14 protein-coding genes are annotated in these 19,097 nt (G+C 40.3%); 9 read left to right on the top strand and 5 right to left on the bottom strand.

From position 1 onward, the window contains the following. Positions 1-89 precede the first annotated feature (89 nt). Positions 90-1,142, top strand: coding sequence for a metal ABC transporter solute-binding protein, Zn/Mn family (locus HXT33_RS02825; RefSeq protein WP_421787497.1), 1,053 nt, complete (start codon positions 90-92; stop codon positions 1,140-1,142). A gap of 147 nt (positions 1,143-1,289) precedes the next feature. Here the strand turns inward: HXT33_RS02825 and HXT33_RS02820 are convergent, their stop codons facing one another. Then, entirely contained in the window at positions 1,290-1,928 is a 639-nt protein-coding gene (locus tag HXT33_RS02820) for a CarD family transcriptional regulator (protein WP_421787495.1), read from the bottom strand. Positions 1,929-2,019: 91 nt separating this feature from the next. On the opposite strand from HXT33_RS02820, the gene glgB reads away from it, so the two are divergent. The 3 genes from glgB to HXT33_RS02805 all read left to right on the top strand — a co-directional run bounded on the left by glgB (position 2,020) and on the right by HXT33_RS02805 (position 6,264). After that, complete coding sequence (gene glgB / locus HXT33_RS02815; protein WP_421787493.1) at positions 2,020-4,293, top strand: 1,4-alpha-glucan branching protein GlgB; 2,274 nt, start codon at positions 2,020-2,022, stop codon at positions 4,291-4,293. Between the two features lie 17 nt (positions 4,294-4,310). Next, positions 4,311-5,063, top strand: coding sequence for a response regulator transcription factor (locus HXT33_RS02810; protein WP_004127943.1), 753 nt, complete (start codon positions 4,311-4,313; stop codon positions 5,061-5,063). A 91-nt stretch (positions 5,064-5,154) separates the two neighbouring features. Next, complete coding sequence (locus tag HXT33_RS02805) at positions 5,155-6,264, top strand: sensor histidine kinase (RefSeq protein WP_421787491.1); 1,110 nt, start codon at positions 5,155-5,157, stop codon at positions 6,262-6,264. Positions 6,265-6,278: 14 nt separating this feature from the next. On the opposite strand, the gene HXT33_RS02800 is transcribed toward HXT33_RS02805, so the two are convergent. Next, the gene (locus HXT33_RS02800) at positions 6,279-7,154 is read right to left on the bottom strand and encodes a ComF family protein (RefSeq protein ID WP_119521299.1); all 876 of its coding nucleotides are present in this window, start codon (positions 7,152-7,154) and stop codon (positions 6,279-6,281) included. 119 nt (positions 7,155-7,273) lie between these two features. Beyond that, on the bottom strand, positions 7,274-8,095 hold the full coding sequence (locus tag HXT33_RS02795; RefSeq protein ID WP_419388709.1) for an HAD-IIB family hydrolase: 822 nt from the start codon (positions 8,093-8,095) through the stop codon (positions 7,274-7,276). 120 nt (positions 8,096-8,215) lie between these two features. On the opposite strand from HXT33_RS02795, the gene HXT33_RS02790 reads away from it, so the two are divergent. Then, positions 8,216-8,644 carry a metallopeptidase family protein gene (locus HXT33_RS02790; protein ID WP_004128242.1) on the top strand — a complete coding sequence of 143 codons (429 nt, stop codon included), beginning with the start codon at positions 8,216-8,218 and terminating at the stop codon, positions 8,642-8,644. 7 nt (positions 8,645-8,651) lie between these two features. On the opposite strand, the gene HXT33_RS02785 is transcribed toward HXT33_RS02790, so the two are convergent. Continuing rightward, a complete protein-coding gene (locus HXT33_RS02785) occupies positions 8,652-10,226 on the bottom strand; it encodes a DUF5719 family protein (RefSeq protein ID WP_421787488.1) in 1,575 nt (524 codons plus the stop codon). After that, complete coding sequence (locus tag HXT33_RS02780) at positions 10,213-13,608, bottom strand: glycosyltransferase family 2 protein (protein ID WP_421787486.1); 3,396 nt, start codon at positions 13,606-13,608, stop codon at positions 10,213-10,215. Before HXT33_RS02780 ends, HXT33_RS02785 begins: the two co-directional genes overlap by 14 nt. A gap of 198 nt (positions 13,609-13,806) precedes the next feature. On the opposite strand from HXT33_RS02780, the gene HXT33_RS02775 reads away from it, so the two are divergent. From HXT33_RS02775 to HXT33_RS02760, 4 genes are all read left to right on the top strand, one after another. Then, positions 13,807-15,222, top strand: coding sequence for an LCP family protein (locus HXT33_RS02775; RefSeq protein ID WP_116793932.1), 1,416 nt, complete (start codon positions 13,807-13,809; stop codon positions 15,220-15,222). A 90-nt stretch (positions 15,223-15,312) separates the two neighbouring features. Further along, the gene (locus HXT33_RS02770) at positions 15,313-16,686 is read left to right on the top strand and encodes an LCP family protein (protein WP_421787484.1); all 1,374 of its coding nucleotides are present in this window, start codon (positions 15,313-15,315) and stop codon (positions 16,684-16,686) included. 110 nt (positions 16,687-16,796) lie between these two features. After that, a complete protein-coding gene (locus tag HXT33_RS02765; protein ID WP_421787482.1) occupies positions 16,797-18,698 on the top strand; it encodes an FtsK/SpoIIIE domain-containing protein in 1,902 nt (633 codons plus the stop codon). 124 nt (positions 18,699-18,822) lie between these two features. Further along, positions 18,823-19,095 carry a WhiB family transcriptional regulator gene (locus HXT33_RS02760; RefSeq protein WP_004135935.1) on the top strand — a complete coding sequence of 91 codons (273 nt, stop codon included), beginning with the start codon at positions 18,823-18,825 and terminating at the stop codon, positions 19,093-19,095. Positions 19,096-19,097: the final 2 nt, after the last annotated feature.

Genomic DNA, 19,097 nt, shown 5'->3' with positions numbered 1-19,097 from the left:
ATAGGCTATCGTGAGGTATAGAAGTGTATTAGTCGACAAGCAAAACTAATGTGCGCCGACGCACTATTATCAAAGAAGGAGCCACAGTGATGCGTACCATTATTTGCGCGGCAAAAAAATTTGGCAAAACCGTTTCAACATGCCTTATTGCATCTGCAGTACTTCTTGGATTTTCGGCATGCGGTCAGCAGGTAGAAAAGCCAAAAGAAAAACCTAAAGCAGCAACACAAATAACTGTTGTATCTACTGTCGATACTTGGGGCAGCTTGGCTAAAGAAATCGGCGGTAAAGACGTTAAAGTCGAATCGATAATGTCTGGCGCAAATACTGATATTTCATCTTTTAAGCCTAAACAAAAAGACTTGGAAAATATGCAGGATGCACAAGTGTTAATTACAAACGGCGCAGGATACGACGATTGGGCTTCTAAAGTGCATCCAAAAAAGGCTGAAACTATCAGTGCAGCTGCAACAGTTGGTGCATTAAATGGAGATAATCCGTACTTGTGGTTCTCTCACGATGCAAGAGAAGCTATGGCTTCATCAATGGCTGATACTTTCTCAAAGGTTCTTCCGGCTAAGAAGCATGATTTTGCTCAGAGACTATCTGAATGGCAAAATAGCGAAAAGAAATTAGCAAGTTCTATTAGTGATTTTGCTAAAAATCATAGTGATGCAAAATATGCTTCAACCTCTCCAATTCTGTTCTGGCTTATGGCAGACATGAACGTAAAGGATGCAGCTCCTAAGGAATATTCTGACGCTATAAGCAATAACACTGAACCACAACGTTCAAGTGTAGAAGAATTCCAAAAGCTCATTGAAGATCGTAAGATTGATGTTCTTATTAGTGATAGTCAGCAAGGCAATGATGTTCTTAATCTTCTAAATGGTATTGCTGGTAGAAGCTACACGTCGACAGTACGCGTAAGTGAGCTTATGCCTAAGTATGCAAATCAGCTAGATCAGTGGATTTTGAAAATTTGCGATGATCTTCAAAACGCTATTAACGCAACAAAAGATATGCGCAAGAATATTGATGATCAAGATTCGCCAAAGAAACCTATTACTAAGAAGCCAACTATAGCCAAGAATACTGATCCTAAGAATTCAAATCAGGGTCAGCAAGATCCAGGCAAGTAAATAGTACAAAGCTTCGATAGCTATAATAAAAATCTCTTGCATCAGACGGTGCAAGAGATTTTTTATTGCTGAAATCTAACAATTAATTTAATTTGTAAAACAGTTACATTATTAAATTAACTAAATTAACTAATTAAAAATTTAGACTTACTTCTTTTTTGCTTTTTTATTACGCTCTTCTAAAAGAAATAAAGTCTGAGAAGCAGGCTCATCAGGCGCGCAAGTATGATGCTTATCATCACCTTCCTGAGGGTCTTTGTAGCCAAGATTTACATCAAGAAGACGCTCAGCTTCAAATTCATCAATCTTTTCAGACAAAGCAATTTCAGAAATTAGAATACTGCGAGCGCGTGAAAGCATACGCTTTTCGCCAGCAGAAAGACCATGCTCGTCTACATCGCGTTGAGATAAATCACGCACAACTTCAGCAATATTGTTCACATCGCCGGTTGCAATCTTCTCAACATTAAGCTTGTATCGCCTAGACCAATTCATTTCTTTTTCAATAATTGGAGTGCGCAAAATTTCAAAAACTTTTGCTACTTCTTGAGCCCCAACAATGTCACGTACGCCTACTTTTTTAACATTGTCTACTGGTACATTAATTTCCAAACCATCTGACGACAACACTACTAAGCGCAGATATTGACGAGTTACACCTTTTACAGTGCGCTCACTTATTTCTTCAACACGAGCTGCACCGTGACGAGGATAGACGACCATATCGCCGACTTGATTCCAACAGAACCCTCCGTACGCACAGAAAAACTCATAACAGTTTCCCATAAGGGCAAGACTTGAAAAAACTTTCATAAATTTTTCACAATACTGCGAAACACACGCGACTTATAGCAATAAACCATGTATGATAGTCAACATGAGTACAGTTACTAACATCAATGAAGATGCAGTCGCAGTCCCAGTCCGTCAGGACGTATTAGCTGCGGTGAGCAATGCAGAGTATTACAATCCACATGAGGTTCTCGGCGGCCACCTTGGAACTGACAAGGGTGCTGACACTGTAACCGTCCGCGTTTTACGCCCAATGGCAAAGAAAGTAGTAATTCTCACCAAGAGCGGAGAATACGAAGCTAAGCATGAATATAATGGCATTTTTACCGCTGTTATTCCTGCAGTAAAGCATACGAAAAGTAAAACTTGGTCTGTGCCAAGCTACCGCATTCATACTGTAGAAATTGACGGCTCTGAATCAACAGACGATGACCCGTATCGCTATTTGCCTCAAGTTGGCGATCTTGATATGTACCTATTCGGCGAAGGTCGTCATGAACGTCTTTGGGAAGCCTTAGGCGCGCATATTAAGACTATTACCGACTCTTGGGGTCTAGTTTCTCCTGAAACAGGCAAGATGGTAAAGAAAGTAACCGGCACCGCTTTTTCCGTGTGGGCTCCAAATGCTCGCGCAGTTCGAGTTGTTGGAAACTTTAATTACTGGAATGGTCGACGTCACGCAATGCGCTCGCTTGGATCTTCCGGAATTTGGGAACTTTTCATTCCAGGTGTAACTGCTGGCGAAGTATACAAGTATGAGATTCTTACTCAGTCTGGCAACTGGATTATGAAGGCCGATCCAATGGAACGCTCTCATGAAGTTCCACCAAATACTGGATCCGTTGTTGTCGATTCTGAATTTAAGTGGCACGATACCGATTGGATGGATAAGCGTGCAAAAACTGACGCACACAATGGTCCAATAAGTATTTACGAAGTACAAGCTAACAGCTGGAATCGTGATTTAGGCAATTATCGCGAGCTTGCTGACCACTTGGTTGACTACGTGCAAAAAGAAGGCTTTACTCACGTTGAGTTTATGCCTCTTACACAGTACCCATTCTCTGGATCTTGGGGCTACCAGGTTACAGGCTACTATGCTGTAGATTCTCGACTCGGCTCCCCTGATGACTTTAAGTACCTTGTAGATAAGCTCCACAAAGCAGGAATTGGTGTCATTATGGATTGGGTTCCTGCCCACTTCCCTAAGGATGACTTTGCTCTTGGACGCTTCGATGGCACAGCACTTTACGAAGATCCTGATCCTATGCGCGGCGAACATCCTGATTGGGGTACTTATATCTTCAACTTTGGTCGCCACGAAGTTCGTAACTTCCTTGTTGCCAATGCTTGCTTCTGGTTGGATGAGTACCACGTTGACGCACTGCGCGTCGATGCAGTGTCTTCCATGCTTTACTTGGATTACAGCCGCGAAAATGGTCAGTGGAGACCAAATATTTACGGCGGACGAGAAAACCTGGAAGCTATTGATTTCATTAAGGAAGCAAACGCTACTGCTTACAAGAATAATCCTGGCATCATGATGATTGCTGAGGAATCTACTGCTTATCAGGGCGTAACAGCACCAACCGATATGGGCGGCTTAGGCTTCGGCTTGAAGTGGAACATGGGCTGGATGCACGACACTTTGCAATACCTTAAGGAAGAGCCAATTAACCGTCGTTGGCATCACAATGAGATTACATTCTCTATGGTTTACGCGTATTCTGAGCATTACGTGTTGCCATTAAGCCACGATGAAGTCGTATATGGCAAAGGTTCGTTGCTTGGAAAGATGCCAGGCGATGAATGGCAACAGTTCGCAGGCTTGCGTGCTTTGCTTGCATACCAGTGGTCTCACCCAGGCAAGAACTTGCTGTTTATGGGCGGAGAAATTGGACAGTCCAGCGAATGGAACTTCAATACTTCTCTTAACTGGAATGAATTGCAGTGGCCATTCCATCAAGGAGTGCAAAAGCTTGTTGCAGATTTGAACGCCTTGTATAAGAGCTCTAGAGCTTTCTGGAGTCAAGACTTTACGCCTGATGGTTTCCAGTGGCTTACAAGTGATGATTCAGACCACAACACATTAAGCTACATTCGTATTGGCGATGACGGCGAAGAAATTGTTGTAGTAGTAAACTTCTCTGGTCAAGCTTGGCAAGACTACCAGGTTGCGTTGCCAAAGGGTGGCCAATGGGAAGAGATACTCACAACCGATGACGCAAAGTATTGCGGTTCTGATATTCACAATGGCACATTTACTGCAGCTGCTGAAGAATATCATTCTCGCCCGTACTCAGCAAGAATTACCGTTCCAGCGTTAGGTGCGGTATTCTTAAAGCCAGTACAACGCTGAAAGGTTTATTAAAAAATATGCTAAATGCTCCATCGGTTAGCAACACGCTTCGTACCATCCTTGTGGTTGAAGATGAGCCAGATCTTGCTACAGCAATTGCACAACGCATTACTGCTCAAGGCTGGAGAGCTAGAGTTGCTGCTGATGGAGCATCTGCTGTTAGAGCGGCAGAACAGCTTAAACCTGATCTTATAATCATGGATATTATGCTTCCAATCATGGATGGCATTGAGGCTACGCGTAGGATTATTGCAAAAAGGCCCGTCCCTATTCTTATGCTTACTGCTAGAGATGCGGAAGCAGATAAAATAGTCGGATTAAGCGCTGGCGCTGATGATTATATGACTAAGCCTTTTTCTCCTCGCGAATTAATTGCTCGTTGCGCAGCATTGCTTCGCCGAGTAGAAAGAGCTGCTCAAATAGCAAAAACCATGGAGAATGAGCGAACCCTTAATTTTGGAGCGCTTGTTATTAAACCTCGTCAACGCCAAGTAATGCTAAACGATGAGGAAGTGCATTTTACTCCTACTGAATTTGATTTACTTGCGACTTTTGCAAGACATCCACATAATGTTTTTAAGCGCGAAGAGCTACTAGAACAAGTATGGGATTGGCCAGACGCTTCCGGCACAAGAACTGTTGATTCTCACATTAAGTCACTTCGCCATAAGATTGGTTCAGAGTGGATTCGCACAGTTCACGGTATAGGTTACGCTTTTGAACCACCTATGAATGATTATGAGCAGGTACTTCAATCACAAGCTTCATAAAAATTACTTTAATATAACACCACTTTTTACATAATTATTATGTAATTTTATATATAAATCATTAGCGCAAATCTAAAACTAATTAACTATTATGAAAAAACTTTTATTTAAGAAAAAAACTTCTAACAAGGAAAAATCTAACAATATATCGAATCAAAATAAGCAAGAACACAGTTACCCAAATCGCCCAGTTGGATTTTTTTCATCTCTAAAAATTGAACTTTCTGCGATTATTGTGTTCGCAACTGCTATTGCATTCGTAATGGCATGGTTTTTGCTAAAAACAGGATTAAACGGCTGGATTGCTATGCCATTAACATTGGTTGTTGCATTAGGAATCACTTACGTTTTTTCAAGAGGACTTACTGCTCCTCTTCGTCAAATGAAAGACGCTTCAGAAGCAATGGCAGACGGTGATTATTCCGTAAGAGTTGCTGTAGAAAATCGACGCGACGAAGTTGGTAAACTTACGCTTGCTTTTAACGAAATGGCCGAGGAACTTGAGCATGCTGATCAAATGAGACGCGAACTTATAGCAAACGTAAGCCATGAGTTGCGCACTCCAGTATCTGCTTTGCAAGCGATGCTTGAAAATCTTGCAGATGGGGTTGTTGAGCCTACTGAGTCCAATATGGAAGCTATTTTGAACCAAACACACAGATTAGCGGATCTTATTGCTTTTCTTCTTGACCTATCTAGGGTTGAAGCGGGAGCTGAAAGCCTTAATATTACGTCATTTAATTTTGCGGATTTTATTGATGAAATTATTGAGCCTCTTGAAATAGCCGACGCTGGTCATAATCATGAAATTAGCATTCAGATTGAAAATGGTATTGAATTAACAGGAGACCAAGACCGTCTTTCACAATTGTTTACTAACGTTATTTCCAACGCGCTTAAACATTCAAACGACGGAACTCGTGTGCTAATCAGCGCTCATATTAATCATCTGCAGAATACTGTTGTAAGCAACGTAGTTAATTTTGGTAATCAAATTCCTGTAGAAGATCGAGCTGATATTTTCCGTAGATTTGTTAAGGGAAATAAAAGAATTGGTACTGAGTCTGGCGGAACTGGATTAGGTTTGTCAATTGCTCGTTGGGCAGCTGGACTACATAATGGCACTGTTAAAGTAGTAGATGACAAGCGCGGTCCTAATTTCGAAATAACACTTCCTCTAAACTACAATAAAGCGCAATAATTTAAAGAAAACAGCTATTTATAGTCTTCTGTGCCATCCCCAGAGCTACTAACGCATGCTAAGGAAAATCCAGATATAACGCTTACTTTAGCTTTCTGCAATGCATAAACGCAGCTGCTCATTGTGGAACCCGTTGTAACAATATCGTCTATAATAATTGCCTCATGCTTTAAATTGCGATTATTTGATTGTTTTTTTAGCTTGCGATAATTAACACAAAAGGCATGCGAAGCTCTTTTAGACCTACCTCTAGATCCGCTAGTTTGAACTGATTTTGAATTAATACTTGAATCCATGCGAACAATATTCGCAACCTTAGCTTCAATACCTTCGTTACACAATTTTTCAGCAACAATATTAGCAATTGGAATAATGTGACGACGTCCGCGACGCCTTGTAGACGAAGATGAAGACGGCATAGGAACTACCAATATTGGCCCATTACTATTAAAACTATTCTTTGAAGAGTTGTCTTTAATATTATTTCTAAAAACTTTTAATACAAGATTTGCAATAAGTAAGCCAAATATTTTGTCACATGCTGTATCTGCATGATCTTTCCACTGCAATATTGCGTGTCTAACAACACCCGAATAATCTCCGCAAGAATAACGATAACCAAAAGTCATGGAATTAAATTGAGCACGCTTGTTATGTTGAAAAGCGTCAACGCAATTTTCGCACAATACTAAATCAGGAGTATCGCAACCAGCACAGCCTCTTGGAAGTATCATATTATACAAAATAATTATTAAATTTAGCCAGCCAATTGAAGAATACCTTTTTTCGTCAGCATTATTATTGCAAGATGTGCTATTGCAATATTTGCACAAAGATGCAGATGCGTGACATGCAACTCCCCTATTGCATGCCACGCTTTTAGCCTGCATCTTATTGTGGCTTATTTCATTGCGTCTCCCAGCCATAATGTAAGCATAAAATAGAATTAGTTAACTATAAAAATAAAAAATGCCATTGTGGTTAAAAGCTATTTATTAAATATTTAAACCTAAGCATTTAAGTAATTAAGAACTTTAGTGCAAAGAGTTAAAGTATCTTCAGGATTTTTAACGCGCACGGCTAAAGCTCCAGTAAAAGCGGTTGGATAATCGTTACCGCCTGGTTCCATATGATCTCCAATAAATGTAATTTTTTTAATAGAAAAATCACAATATTTAGCTAATGTGAGTAATGCTTGAGCTTTATCATCGCCTTGCCTATACACGTCTACGCTCGTATCTCCTCCTTGACGAACCGCAAAATTTGGAAGCGATTGAGAAATTCTTTTAGCAAGCTGAGCTTTTAGTTTTCCTTCTGGATCCCACGTTTTCTTATATTCGACTGGAGCAAGCTGACCCAATGCAGAAAAAGTTATTTGACTACCACGATTTTCAATTTGCTCTCCCCAAAGCATTGAATCTCCAGAAGCCTTCCACAACCCCATGCTTTCAGCACACTCCCGTATTACAGAAATAACATGTTCCGCTTGATTTGGATCAATTTTATGCTCATAAACACATTTCAAAGACTGTTTATTGTCGATTCTGTAATAGCTAGTGCCATTAGTAGGCATAATATGAAGATTTTCGAGATTAGTTCCTTCAGTAAGCATGTCTAGTATTTGACTTTTAACTAAAGATAATCTTCCACCTGTAATAATAGCAACAGGAATTAAATCAACAATTTTGCTAAAAGTTTCTGCCATTGGAGCAAGCATAGGTTTCTTAGAACAAGCCAATGTGTTATCTAAATCAAAACCAATAAGCGAAGATTGGGCAATACTTAAGCCAAGATTTAACTCATTGCAATCATGCACTATTGGCTTAAGCATTCAGATTACTCCTAACTTTTAAGACTATATAACAGTATTCCATATTGTGCTTATATTGCACACACCGTAAAAATCAAATTAATAATTAAGATTGCCCTAGCCTTCACCTACAGTGTAAGTATGACAGGTGTAATTTGGGAGGAACGTCGCTATAGAAACCGCCACGGGCGAGGCTTACGCGCACCAATATTTGGCACTAGGCTTCCACAATACCGTACTGCTAGCGCAATGTTTGATTCCATGGTAGCTGCACAAATTCGACGCCTTAATGGAGCTTGGAAGGCTCTTACAAAAGATGTTCAATTTGCTGTAGAAGATGTTCCACCATCTCAACCAATACTGTGGGAACATAATAGGCGCATTATGTCTCAAGCATTCCCTGCAAGTAGAGGAATGCAAGCTCGTATTGTATTGTATCGTCTTCCCCTATGCACTCATGTAACAAGCAGACTAGAGCTTCAATATGCTATTAGAGATGAGCTTGTGCAACGTTTAGCTGAATTATATGGGCGCAGGCCGGAAGAAATTGACCCTGATTGGGGAATATAATTATAGCTTATTGCACAATGTGATTGTCGCTATTAACATGCACTTGAGCTTGTTGCGGCTCCAATGATTGAGAAGCAAGCCAAGCAATACCAGCAACATTAGCTTTGTCTAAATCATCTTTACGAATTCTTGCAGACAGAGAAATATTTTTGCTTGATTTAACAGTAAACATTACGGCATTATGAGATATGTCTGATGCTGGAACGGTAACTACAGAATGTGCAGGAACGCTAACACGTTTCATTCCAGATGCGCCAACTGCTTGTAAGAATACTGAAGAATCAGAATCACTTGTTGAAGCAATATATAAAGTCGTTTCTTCCGCGCTTACAGGAGAAACAATTGCGCTAATTCCTTGAGAACGAGATGCGCTAATAAAAGCAATATCTGATTGGCCATCTTTACCATCTCGAGAAACAGACATCATTGCAGACGTTTTAACAGAGCCGGTAATACTTAAAGCATGAACTTTTTCTGGAACTTTTCCAAGATCAATAACTTGCAAATTATGAGATTTTACAGATAAATCTTTTACTGTTTGAGCTCCAGAATCATTCATCCAAGAAATAGTCACTTTACCGTCTTTATCTGGCCACACATATGCTTTTGCTTGTTCTGACTCATTAATTCCAGACAAAACAGTTTCGTAAGACATAGCGCTTAAAGCTCGAATAATATCAACACCTTTCACTGTAAGTCCGCTCATATGAACGACTTTTACAAAGGCAGCAATAGGTGTTTGCTCACTTTCTACTTGAACGTACAATCCAGAAGATTTAGGCGCTGCAGCAGAAAGATCAAAATACGCGTGAGAGTGAGCTGGAACAGTAAAAGCACTTCCAGTAGATAAATTAATAGGATTACTTCCACGCTTAGCAGACCAAGCTCGCACACGCACTACTGTTGGTTTTGAAGCAGGATTAAAAGCCTCTAAACGAATAGAAACACCTTCACCTGACTCTGGAACCAAGAAAGTCTGTTTCATGGTAGGAATAGAGCAAGTTGTTGCGGACAATCCGCGAACATCACCTTTAGTTGCCCAAGATGCCATTGATGCCGCTATTCCTGTGCCAGAAGCAATGTTAGATAAACGCCCTTCTAAAACTTGCGCATCGTGATTTACATCTCCATCATAAGTAAGAGATGAAGTTCCATCATTATTTAATTTTTTACTTAACAAAGTCGATTCGTCATTAGTATCACGAATATTGTGCACACTAGCACGATACACGTCACCAAAAGTCGAGTATCTAGCAAAAGATTGCAAGTCTCCTTCTGATTCGTTGTATTGACTATCTCCGTATTGTGCCAAATCAGGTAGCGATAATCTAATAGGACATACAGATTGCAAGCGGCTAACACCAACACTGTGAGAAACACTACTAGTTGGAGCATTAGCATTATCTACAAAATTAGGCATAGCGCAACACAACGCCACAACACAAGCAACTACTAAAAGAAATATTGCGCTAAATGTTGCAAGAGCAGCAACGCCAATCATTTTATTATGCTGCTTAATTTCTGATTGTGCAGGCACTTCACCATGCTTTGAACTATCATGAGGATTTTTACGCCAACTCATCTAATTCCTCCTCATGCAAATCGTCAGAGCGCTCAATCATATTATGTCGTCCAAAACGAGGAACAGCTACCAAGCAGTATACTAGCAATACGATTGCAGTGGACACTACCCAAGGTATTCTCCAAGTTAATGGCCTAGAACGATAATATGGGGATGTTTCTGAAAGCGACTTAGAATCTGGCATGCCATCAAACCTGCAATAAGTTCCTTGAGGCATAGATACTACTAATTGCGTGCTTTCAGATGCGTTTACATGCGCAATAAGACTATCCGTAGCTTCTTTATTTACCTTGCTTGGCTGAGGCTTGGAAGAAGGCTGAAGCAACTGCTGTATTGACATTTTTGATTCTGAAATTACTTTATGATTACCAGAATCTCCAACAATATAAATACCGCCAATACCTAACTGCTTTAGCGTTTCAATTGCGCTATTATCTGCATGAGATAACAGTTGAGCCGCAGCACGAGATATTGCTTTGTTGCTTTGAGAATTACCAAAAATTACTTGTCGTACACGAAGAGCTGGAGATTGATCAATAGAATCTCCCTTAGAAGTGCGCATAACAGCAATAGATAGCTCATGATTATCTTGTGCACGCAAAGCAAGTATGCGATGAGTATCATCCTTACGCAAGTAATCAGTTACAACCATAGGTAGGCCATTACTACTTGCAGAGATTGATGTTGCAGGACCGCTTAATACCGTAAAAAGACCCAAAAGAACAGCCATAGCTAACATTCCACTTGCCAGAGCAGCACGAGCAATACGAATTACGTGACGTATAAAACGCTGTGCAGATCTACGCATTGCGGCGCGCCTATCCGTACGAGTCTTATATTTTTCAGTAGATTTATAATCTTTATTCTTAGAAGCACGCAAAGGCTCAAAACGTCTAACAGCTTGGCCAGCAACCATACACATGCATGCCAAAACACCAATAGTAGATAATGCGACTCCTGGCAAAACACTTGCAGCAACAGGACCATTAATATCAGACGCAACAGCAATACGCTCAGCAACTAGAGCCAACGCCATTCCGCTAATAATCACAACCCACATCATTCTAGAAACGCGCAAAGCAAACGGAAGAACCAAAGATGCCACAGCCATAAATACTGCAAGAACAGCAAAAATCAGCATAATTATTGTTCTCAAGCTAAGCAATGGAGTGTTAATAGCAAAATGCGCAGAAGTCATATTGAAAGCTTGAAGAAGAACATCAACATAGCCTTGAGCGCGAGGAGCACCCTGTACGCTCCTTAACGGAACAGACATGCTAGAGAACAATTGACGCCACATGCCCGATTCTCCGTATCGAATAGCACTGCCTATTGTTGGAAGCAGTATCATAATCGACGGAATTGGCATAAGTAAAAACATAATCCTATGCGAGCGCACCATAATAAATGACGCAATGAAAATAACAACAAGAGGCAAAACAAGTTGAGGTTCTGCAGCAACAGGAATCATAAAGCTTAGTGCAGCAAATGCAGCGCATTGAACAGAAGGCACAGGGCGAACAGGATCTTCTGTTACGTACATTCCAACAGCATGGAAAGCAAACGCAAATGCTGCAGGCAAAAATACCATAGTCATTAGCATTGGCAGATCGCCGCGAGCAAATAAACCAAAGGCCATTGCAATCATAGTCCAGCAAATTCCAGCACAAACACGCACAGTGTCGGAACGCGTAAACACGCCTGCTAATGCCCAGAAGCTCAAGCACATCGCTGGAGCGGCTAAGAAGAACATTAGTGTAATAGCAAGTAGCGGGTTTGCACCAACTAATACTGAAGAGAATAGCCAAATACTAAGCCACGGAGAAGGAGGAATAGCAGGACCAAAGCCATCATCAGGAACCCATGATCCAATTGCAGCATTCCATAATTGATTAAAATCAGCGCCTGTAGGAAGCCATTGCTGAGAATACCAGGATGCTCCACCTAGAATCTCACGCCAAGGAGAACCATATAAATGCAATATAACTGCAAAAAGCAAAAGCGACGCAAGAATAACAGCACTCCAACGTCTTAATACACGATCATGCAAATGACGTCTTGCTAAAGGACTTAATAACACACAATGCTGCTGCGCTTTGAACGCTGCACTACGATCTTTCCATCGTGCAACTTGACGCCGGTCTGCGATTAGTTGTGTAAGTTTTTTAAGAGGAACACGAGTGTTTCGAGCTACTCTCCTACGAGCAAACATGGCACGCGGGAACTGAATAAGAGCAAGCCATGGCAAAATAAGACGCACCCAAGCAGCATAAGGATGTTTAGCAAGCAAGGAGCGTAAAGCACCGACTAACGCCACCGGTAAGCTAAAAATCCACATAAATGGCCATAAAATCATACGGACATCAGTGTATTTGTAACGCTGCTTGGCAATAAGAGAAGGAGCTACACTATGTCTAAGTCCGGATTTTTCTTCCGTCCTAGCCTCGCCGCCGCGAGTACGCAAACCCTCTAAACGAGCTCGTCTGTGAGCAATACGAGCAGAAGGAACTACAACTACTCGCCCACCAGATAAAGATACTCGACGGCAAAAATCTCTAGATTCACCAAAAGTTGTCATCCATGGTTGCGTGCCACGCAAAGTCTGCCACGCTGTCAATGTAACTAAAGCTCCAGCTAAAGATACTGCGTATACATCTCCACGACCGTCATACTGTTCTTGATCCGGCTCACCGTCAACGGTAAGAGTGTGAACGCTGTGATGCCAAGCATACATTCCAACATTGTGAAGAATATTTCCTTGCCAATCAATCTGTTTTGCACCTAATACAGAAGCAGTAGGATTATTTCTCCAAGTTTCTCTTAACGCTTCTAAACAGTGCGAATCAGCCGGGCGAGAATCGTCATGAAGAAGCCACAATGCCGAAATTCCTTTGCATGGCATAAGCTTACGCAATGATTTCTCAATAGCATCACCAAAAGAGTGGGCAGAGGAAACAGGAATAATAACTACTCGAACTGTTTTTAATTCTAAATCGTTATTGTGTTGAATATTTGCCCTATATTTAGCGTCTCTATTATTGGCTTTGAATTTACTATTAGGATCAAGTAAATATCTATTAGATTTATTAGAAGTTGGAAGAACATTTCCTGAAAGCACGTTTGAGTCAATTTGTACTTCCATTGTTGTTTGCATAACCTGCTTAACTCTACTAGCGCAATCAACAATAACAAGAGTTCCTGGAAGAACTGACTGATTTAATACAGCTTTTAAAGTATCTTCATAAAATCTTGTGTCACGCTCAACACACATCATCGCCATTATTGAAGAATCTACATCAGTAGGACGCGATGATTTTGCTGCAGAAAGAACTCGCAAAACTTCGTCTTCAAATGTACATGTATGAGCGGTTAGTAAATCCATAGTTACCAGTTTACGCAAGGGGTAGGTATCCAGCAAAACACGCCATAAATATATAGACACAATATGCAGGTTAAATCTCAATGCTTTGTACTATAGTTAGATTTTATATGTGTTCTTTCATGTACCACTTTATTTCTGAGCGAACACAGCTAAAAATTACGTAATATAAAAGGCTTTATTATTGTGAAAGAAGGTACCATGGTGACTTCAAGATATCCTGAAGGCATGCGGTACCAGCGCAACTATGATTGGAATCGCGCAGTTCCACATCATAGTCTTGGCTACAAAGTTGTAAACCACGCTCGCACAATACTGTGCATGATTATTGTTTTTATACTTACTTTCTTCTCAACTATTCTTGCAGCTACCTGGTTAGATTTTTCTTCAACTGTTAGCAATCGAGTTATAAACATCATTAGTGAAGATAGTCAAGCACACCAAGTTATTGACGCAAATGCTGGGAAGCCTGTAACATTCCTAGTTCTTGGCCAAGATTCACGAGATGGGAATAATCAGAGTTTTACGCACGATGGTGAAACAGGAGATCATCAATCTGACACAACAATGGTAGTTCAGATTAGTGCAGATAGATCTTATATGAATATTGTTTCTATTCCGCGCGATTCTATGGTAAACGCTCCCGCTTGCGATACTACTAATGGAAAAATTCCTGCACGCAAGCACGTAATGTTCAACTCTATTTTTGCTATTGGATACGCGCAGGGTGGAGATTTAGCTTCGGCAGCATCCTGCTCGCTAAAAGCAGTAAATTCTTTAACTGGACTAAATATTCATCACTTTATTGTTGCTGACTTTAGCGGATTAAGTAATATGATTGACGCTATTGGCGGAGTTTCATTGTGCATTCCAAGCGACACTCGTGACGCTTATACGGGAGTGAACTTTAAGCAGGGTATGCAGCATTTAAACGGCAGGCTTGCTACACAATATGCTCGAATGAGGCACGATACTGCAAGCGACGGTTCGGATATTATGCGCACAACAAGGCAGCAGTATTTAATCAAGCAGCTTATGCATCAAGCTTTATCTAAGAATCTATTAACTCAAAGTGGCGAATTGTATCAGCTAGCTAAATCCGCTTTAGGTGCATTAAATATTAGCGAAGGATTAGCTAATCCAAGCACGCTTGTTGGGCTTGCTTTAAGTATGCGTAAATTAGATACTTCTCATATTTATGCTCGAACTATTCCTGTTGTTCCTGATTCTTACGACCCGAATAGAGTTGTGTGGTCTGACGAAGCGGATGATATTTGGGAAAAGATGCGCGAGAATAAACCTTTGACACTAAAACAGCAGTATGCAAAAAATGATAAAAAGCATACTAAGAATTCGTCAAAGGATTCTAATAGCAACGAAGATATAAGCGAAAACGATAAGTTAAATAACTCTCCTGAACATAAGAAGCCTTACGGAAAGATTAATCCAAAGACTGGATTAGTAAAGAACGAGCAAGGACAGCTTATAGATCCAAATACTGGAGGAATAGTAAATCCTGAAAATGGTACTATTCACGATGCTCAAACTGGACAGTATGTTGGTATTGCAGACAAGTATGTTAATAACGTTTTATGTGCTGTTCCTCGTGGAAAATAGTTAAGTTTTTAGAAAATAAATATTTCTGAAAGCACATGTTGGCTTCACAATATGGTTTTAATAGAATAGATTAAAGCATTTGGAGGATGCATGGATTCGCAACTGCACAGGGATTATTCAGAAAGCGGAGATAATCCGCCTAGCTTCACCCCTTCGCACAATAACGACTCATCACATGCGAATATTCCACCAAGTTTTACACCAAAACGAGGAAGAAAAGCAAAAAAATCTCCTGATGCAACAATATCTAAATCTAAGTCATCTGCTCAATCCTTTGCACCATCTTTTACCCCAGAATCTGCACCATCATTTGCACCATCTTTTACTCCGGCAGGTTCTAGGAAGCGCGTAGCACAAGCTTCAACTAGGCGAGCAAACAGAACAACAGCATATGCACAATCTAAAAACGAAATTCGCCCGCAGAAAATAAGCCAATCTTTATATCAACGTGCAAAATTTGACTCTGCGCAAAACGTTAACGAAAATATTTCTGCAGCAGCAAAAGCCCTAGAACACAAGCCACACATCTTTTTGAAAGTGTTTATTGCGCTTATTGCGATTATTGCAATATCTTGCGTCGGTTTAGGAGCATACTCATGGAATTGGGTTGATTCTCACATAAATCGCACTACTTGGCTTACCAATACTCCAAGCACTCAAGGAACTTCATGGCTTATACTTGGTTCTGATCAGCGAGAAGGCGAAGAAGCCAAAGAAATCACCGGTTTTAGAACTGACACTATTCTTGTATTAACTAAACCATCTAATGGAAACAGCTCACTAATTTCTATTCCTAGAGATTCATTAGTGTCTGTTAATGGAGAAAAAGTTAAAATCAATAGCGTTGCACAATTTGCTGGAAACAAAGCGCTTACTTCGATTGTTGAAAAGATTACAGGACACCGTATTGACCATGTTGCCGAAGTACGTTTTGGAGGCTTAACTAATGTTGTTGATGCTATTGACGGCATTGACTTATGCTACAACAGAACTGTAAACGATAGATTTAGCGGATTAAATTGGACTGCTGGATGTCATCATGCTGATGGAAAAACAGCTCTTGCTTTTTCGCGTATGCGATACGCTGACCCTGAGTCTGATTTTGGTCGCGCTGCCCGCCAGCGCATGGTTATTGCCGCTATCATGAAAAAAGCTTTAGATAAAAAGACCATCACTAATTTTGGTAAGGTAAAAAAGCTGGCAGAAACCGGTCTTTCATCCGTTATTTTCGATGAAAAATCAAACCCTGGTAGCTTATGGCAGATGGCTCAAGCTTTCAAGGAAGCAACAGGTTCAAAAGGCATAACCGGCACAGTTTATTGGACTAATCCTGATTATCAAGTTCCAGGAGTTGGATCTTGCGTTCTGCTAGACGATGCTAAAAATCTTGAATTATTTAATCAGCTGGCAGAAGGCACGCATAAACCTGGAGCTGTTGGAACTTTTGCAGAATTACAGCAGTAAAATTTGCATAATTTAATTACAAAGCTTTTAACCACAATATTAAACAAGTCTTGAAAGCTGTTACTAAATGCTGACATCATACTTTTATGATTAGCGAAACTAACACATCAATGACTACAAGTAAAGTTCTGCTATACGTGCAAATGGCAGCAAGCATAGTACCAATATTCGCTCATATTGCATTGCTAATAATGGCTTGGATTCAGAATAATTGGATGATGCTAGCGATGATTATACCTAGCATCATGATGTATATTGCAAGCCTAGTTCCGCAAATATTGCAATACATAAATCAGAAACAATACGAGCAGAAAATTCAGAATACTCAACAATCTAATAGCGAATCACAACTTTCGAACATTCATGACAGTAATGTTATTTACGGGCAAAAATATGTAGAAAACTTGCCAGATACGCTTACTCCAGTTAGTTTGGAAACGCTTCTTATGACGAGATCAGATATCTCAAGCGCTCAACTGCCATGGAAAACTGTTTTGCATGAATGGTTAAAACATTCAGATACTGATTTATTAAATTTTGATTATAAATCAAACTCTTATGTGCGAAAACTTACACAAGCTAAATCAACAAAAAACCAGCTTATTGCTCCATTAGGAGTTGGCTACAACGGTTACTGCTACATAGATTTAATAAGTAACGGTCCGCATGCTCTAGTAGCAGGAACTACAGGATCTGGAAAATCCGTATTGCTAACAACATGGTGTTTAGCTTTAGCGTTTCAATATTCTCCACAACAATTACGTTTCGTTTTCCTGGATTTCAAAGGAGGAGCAACTTTCGACATACTATCTAAACTTCCTCACTCTATGGGAAATGTTGGTGACTTAAATTTGCGCCACGCAACAAGAGCTTTACGAGGTCTTGAGTTGGAATTAGACCGTCGAGAGCGTCTTGTGTCCATGCAAGGATGCCATAATATTTCGCAAGTTACTCCGTCTGAACCTTCACTACTTATTGTTATTGACGAATTTCACGCATTAAAAGATCAGCTTCCAGACTACATGCCACGACTTATTCGCATAGCATCGGTAGGCAGGTCTCTTGGGATGCATATTATTGCCGGAACTCAAAATCCTCTTGGACAAGTAAGCGCAGATATGAAAGCTAATATTTCTATTAATATTTGTTTAAGAGTTAGAGACTCGCTTCAATCTCAAGAATTATTAGGAACTTCTCACGCTGCAAAAATTAGCCCAAATACTCCCGGAAGCGCATATTACAATATTGGAGAAGGAGTAGAAGCTTTACGATGTGCGCAAAGCAGTAACGCAAAACGTTTAGTTAAAGCAATACAATTTGCCGGTAAATTCTGCTATTTAGAACACTCGAAAACATTATTCAGCGCTCCACTACCACCAGTACTTTCTTCAAAACAACTTGAAAACTACAAGTATGAAAATTACGAAAATAAATATTTTTCTAAAGAAATTAATAAAGAATATGTAGATTCTTCAGCGAGCGAAGAATCAGTTGTTGTTGGATTGCAGGATGACAGTATTAACCTATTTGAAGCAAAAATACCTTTGAACCTTGGAAATATTGCTATTATCGGCGGCAGACAGCAGGGCAAAAGCACAATATTACGCATAATAGCGCAAAAATTACAGACGCAAGTATATTCAGCAAACGAAATAACAGCCAAAGAATCTGATTATATTCGAGACACTACTAAGCCTGTGCTAATAGATGATGCAGACGAACTACTGGATCCGCTTAATACTAAAATAGCTGCTATTTCATTGCAAGACAGATTGCACAGCTTGGGTGCGCCTGTAATTCTAAGCACTCAAAGCGCACGCTATTTGCGGTTGCCTGAACAGGCTCCAGTTAGAATAATTTTTCCAACTGGAGATATTGGTACGGACGCATTGCTTGGCATACCTTCTGCATTGTCTAAAACCTTTAGCATTGAAGATTATCAGCTTCCCGGAAGATGCGTTCTTGTTACTCCAGGAACCGCAAATTTAACCCAAATAGCACTCCCCAACTAAAAGAAAAAATAAAAATTTTTAATAAAGACGCAAAATACCTTGAAAAAACTTCTTATTCATGATTTCCTTACATTCAGGGGTACTTCTAAGACTTACCGCTTTGGTTAAGAAATGAGGATTAGTCATGAGCAATTTGTTTGATTGGCGTTTGGCAGCTGCATGCCGTGATAAAGATCCTGAACTGTTCTTCCCTCTTGGCAATGCTGGTATGGCATTACAACAGCTTGAAGAAGCAAAAGCTGTATGTCGTTCGTGCAATGTTGCAACAGAATGCTTAAAATGCGCGTTGGAGACGAACCAAGATTACGGCGTTTGGGGCGGTTTAAGCGAAGATGAGCGCAGAACGCTAAAACGTCGCGCTTTGAGAGCACGCAGGCATCAAGAATCAGAGTTGTAGCT

It is taken from the genome of Gardnerella sp. DNF00753 (assembly GCF_049244275.1).
In the GTDB taxonomy this organism is placed as follows: domain Bacteria; phylum Actinomycetota; class Actinomycetes; order Actinomycetales; family Bifidobacteriaceae; genus Bifidobacterium; species Bifidobacterium greenwoodii.
This window is presented reverse-complemented; position numbering and strand designations above follow the sequence as displayed.

Bases quoted from the DNA above. Each gene is read 5' to 3' on its own strand.
- HXT33_RS02825 (WP_421787497.1), top strand. From the start codon at position 90: ATGCGTACCATTATTTGCGCGGCAAAAAAATTTGGCAAAACCGTTTCA.
- HXT33_RS02820 (WP_421787495.1), bottom strand. From the start codon at position 1,928: ATGGGAAACTGTTATGAGTTTTTCTGTGCGTACGGAGGGTTCTGTTGG.
- glgB (WP_421787493.1), top strand. From the start codon at position 2,020: ATGAGTACAGTTACTAACATCAATGAAGATGCAGTCGCAGTCCCAGTC.
- HXT33_RS02810 (WP_004127943.1), top strand. From the start codon at position 4,311: ATGCTAAATGCTCCATCGGTTAGCAACACGCTTCGTACCATCCTTGTG.
- HXT33_RS02805 (WP_421787491.1), top strand. From the start codon at position 5,155: ATGAAAAAACTTTTATTTAAGAAAAAAACTTCTAACAAGGAAAAATCT.
- HXT33_RS02800 (WP_119521299.1), bottom strand. From the start codon at position 7,154: ATGCAGGCTAAAAGCGTGGCATGCAATAGGGGAGTTGCATGTCACGCA.
- HXT33_RS02795 (WP_419388709.1), bottom strand. From the start codon at position 8,095: ATGCTTAAGCCAATAGTGCATGATTGCAATGAGTTAAATCTTGGCTTA.
- HXT33_RS02790 (WP_004128242.1), top strand. From the start codon at position 8,216: ATGACAGGTGTAATTTGGGAGGAACGTCGCTATAGAAACCGCCACGGG.
- HXT33_RS02785 (WP_421787488.1), bottom strand. From the start codon at position 10,226: ATGAGTTGGCGTAAAAATCCTCATGATAGTTCAAAGCATGGTGAAGTG.
- HXT33_RS02780 (WP_421787486.1), bottom strand. From the start codon at position 13,608: ATGGATTTACTAACCGCTCATACATGTACATTTGAAGACGAAGTTTTG.
- HXT33_RS02775 (WP_116793932.1), top strand. From the start codon at position 13,807: ATGGTGACTTCAAGATATCCTGAAGGCATGCGGTACCAGCGCAACTAT.
- HXT33_RS02770 (WP_421787484.1), top strand. From the start codon at position 15,313: ATGGATTCGCAACTGCACAGGGATTATTCAGAAAGCGGAGATAATCCG.
- HXT33_RS02765 (WP_421787482.1), top strand. From the start codon at position 16,797: ATGACTACAAGTAAAGTTCTGCTATACGTGCAAATGGCAGCAAGCATA.
- HXT33_RS02760 (WP_004135935.1), top strand. From the start codon at position 18,823: ATGAGCAATTTGTTTGATTGGCGTTTGGCAGCTGCATGCCGTGATAAA.